2 protein-coding genes are annotated in these 3342 nt (G+C 36.7%); both read right to left on the bottom strand.

Going from position 1 to position 3342, the window contains the following annotated elements:
* Positions 1–726: 726 nt before the first annotated feature.
* A complete protein-coding gene (glyA, locus tag OZD61_RS00415) occupies positions 727–2004 on the bottom strand; it encodes a serine hydroxymethyltransferase (RefSeq protein WP_274979434.1) in 1278 nt (425 codons plus the stop codon).
* Positions 2005–2044: 40 nt separating this feature from the next.
* Positions 2045–3265, bottom strand: a complete 1221-nt coding sequence (locus OZD61_RS00410; RefSeq protein WP_274979433.1) for an MFS transporter — start codon at positions 3263–3265, stop codon at positions 2045–2047.
* Between the last annotated feature and the right edge of the window lie 77 nt (positions 3266–3342).

Here is a 3342-nt window from a genome sequence, read left to right as displayed (position 1 = left end):
TCTTATTATAAATACCAGAATAATAAGCTACTGATATTCTCCATCTTTTTTATCTTTAATCCATCATAGCCAGCGATGCAACAAAGCCCGCTGGAATCCAGCCTTTTCATAATCATTAAAATGTTGTATTTTAACATAAAACGGCTACTTTTATGCTTACTAACTTAATAAAATTCCTGGATCCCAGTGTCTGGGCACTGGGATGACACCCTACTAGCAGAAGTTACTCTCAAATGTTTGTTCATGTTAGCTACAAACATTAAGAAATTTACCAAATGAAAAAAAGGCAAAAGAAGCCCCAGTCATTGTCTATTTTCAGTATTGGCGTTTTTTAAGTCTTAAACACTGGAATTTAGCTACTTTTAAATGCAACTCATCTTAGTTTAAATGTTTAAGAAATTTACTAAGCAGAAAAAAAGGCAAAAGAAATCCCGTATTAGCTAGTTGTCACTCTCTAATCCTGCAAATTGGCGTGCTATACTGTCTTAAACGCTATATAAGCGCGTTTCAGCTTATATAGGTAAAAACCCAGAAATGTTGTGAAGACGTAGGGTGCGCATAGTGCAAAAAATTAAAAATAAGACGCCAATTACGTAATACTGTTGTCGTTTAATCTGCACAGATTGAGGATAAATGAATACCTTCAGTTTCATGATAAGAGGGCTGGCGAAGGGTGTCAAGTAAGTTTTTTCGTTTCTACCAGCTACTTGGATGACACCACATAAATTAATAAATAGGAAAATTACTACAAATCCTTTCAACTTTAGCTTTTACTGCTTTTTCGACACTTGAGCTATTTCCGCTGATTAATCCTTGAATTACTTCATTTATTAGACCAGCTATCTCTTTAAAATTTTCTGCCTCAAGTCCGCGTGTTGTCTCAGCAGCGGTGCCAAAACGGAGCCCTGAAGTGATGGTCGGCTTTGCTGTATCAAATGGTACAGAGTTTTTATTACAGGTAATACCGGCTCTCTCAAGGCTATCTACAACGTCTTTTCCAGTTAATTTCTGCGATCTTAAGTCAACTAGCACTATATGAGAGTCAGTGCCACCGGTTATAATGTCAAGTCCATGCTTTTGCAATTCTTGAGCCAGCACTTTCGCATTTTCCACGACTTTCTTGCCATAAGTCTTAAACTCTGGTGCTAATGCTTCTTTAAATGCAACAGCTTTTGCAGCTATCACATGCATAAGTGGCCCGCCCTGCAATCCTGGAAAAACTGCGGATTGAATTTTTTTGTGTAATGCTTCATCATTGGTCATCACTATTCCACCACGAGGACCACGCAAAGTTTTGTGAGTCGTGGAAGTCATAACATGTGCATATTCAGCAGGGGATGGATATTCGCCCGCTGCAATAAGCCCTGCATAGTGAGCAATGTCTGCAAGCAAATAAGCACCAACTTTATCTGCAATCTCGCGAAAGCGTTTGAAGTCCATTTTTCTTGGATAAGCAGAAGCACCAGCTATGATCAATTTCGGTTTATGCTCCAGCGCCAGCTTTTCTATCTCATCCATATTGAGCAGATAAGTGTCTTTATTTACTGTATATTGAATCGACTTAAACCATTTACCAGAAAGGCTTGGCGCCGCACCATGAGTTAGGTGCCCACCGCAACTCAGTGACAATCCAAGTATTGTATCACCTGGAGTAAGCAGCGAAGCAAACACGGCTTGATTTGCCTGAGAACCAGAGTGAGGCTGAACATTTGCAAATTTTATACCAAACAACTTACAAAGTCTTTCTATGGCCAGACTTTCAACTTTGTCCACATGCTCACAACCACAGTAATATCTTCTGCCTGGATAACCTTCTGCGTATTTATTAGTCAGAAAAGAGCCTTGTGCCTCCATTACCGCTTTGCTTGCAAAATTTTCTGATGCAATTAATTGCAATTGTGATTTTTGGCGTTGTAATTCTTTTTCTATAAACTGATAAACCTCGTTATCAAAAGACTTTAAACTATTTTTAGAGCCACAGATTTTCTTTAAAACACTCATCATAGATCAAACCTCGCTTTAATTTTAAGATGCACAAGCAATTTTAAGACTGCTTGTCCTGCTTTTTTAACCATAAGAGCCCAAAAACAGCTATTAGCAAACATACAGGAATAATAGATGTTGCTTTTATCAGCAATTCAGCACTATAAATAGGACTTCCATGTATAATCGCTTTATCCCAATAAGAACCTATTACCTTCGCAATTCCAGTGTGAAAGAGGTAGCCAAAAACCATAACTATCATATTTGATACAGCTGTAGTTAATCCTATTAAGTTATTATTTACATAACTTAATGCTTTGTACAGTGTTACTATTTGATATCCAGAAGCGAAACCTATAACAAGAAGTGCAGGCAATGCAATATACAATCCGCCAGCCCGTGTAAAAAGTAAAAGGAAACTAGCAATCATTGCAAAGGAACAGACAATAATAACTTCATAATGTCTATTTTGGTATTTTTCTAATATGTGAGCAAAAGAGAGCAATCCAGCTGCAAATCCTACATATATAACAGAAGAAATTGAAGACGCTAGATCACCGGCCATTTGATATACCTCACATAAAAAAGCTTTTGTCCAAGCATCAGCAAAACCTTCTAGTGGACCTACCATTAAGCCACCAAAAAAACTAATTAGAATGATATATTTATTGAAAAGCACAGTTTTTAGATCCTTCATGCTAATTTTTTCTTTTCGAAAGTCGTAAGCATTGTAAGGAATAACTAAAAATAAAGATAAAGCGAGTAAGAAACCAAACCCTGAAAGAATATAAATTACGTAATTCCAACCAAACTCATCAAGCAAAAGTTCTATTGGTAGACCACCATATATTGCCCCTAATAGCCCTATAATAACAGATATGCTTGCCATTTTTGCTGATTTTTCTCGCGAAAAATACATACTGGCAACTTTAAATACTCCTATTGCTGACGCAGACGAGCCAATCCCAACAATTATTCTACCTAATACTGAATAATACCACTCATCAAAGCACACAAGAGGTAATGTTCCAATAGATACCAAGACAGCACAAATAGGCAAAACAATTTTTGGACCGAATCTATCAAAACAAAGACCAACAGGGATATGAACTAGTGTAAATCCCACATAGTAGAGACCATTAAATTGCCCTAAATCTGCAATGCTTATATTAAATTTTGTTATTAATACAGGCGCAATTATGTTTGGCATGACACGTAACACATACTGGTACGCATAGAAAAGAGATACTATCAACCATACAAAAAAATTACTTTTCGACATACCTACCGCCTAAGAACCTGTTAAGGATCTCGAAAATATGAGGTAAAATAAGCATAGTTAAGAAAGAGGTATATCTA

It is taken from the genome of Wolbachia endosymbiont of Drosophila bocki (assembly GCF_028982005.1).
GTDB lineage: Bacteria > Pseudomonadota > Alphaproteobacteria > Rickettsiales > Anaplasmataceae > Wolbachia > Wolbachia pipientis.
This window is presented reverse-complemented; position numbering and strand designations above follow the sequence as displayed.

Bases quoted from the DNA above. Each gene is read 5' to 3' on its own strand.
- glyA (WP_274979434.1), bottom strand. From the start codon at position 2,004: ATGATGAGTGTTTTAAAGAAAATCTGTGGCTCTAAAAATAGTTTAAAG.
- OZD61_RS00410 (WP_274979433.1), bottom strand. From the start codon at position 3,265: ATGTCGAAAAGTAATTTTTTTGTATGGTTGATAGTATCTCTTTTCTAT.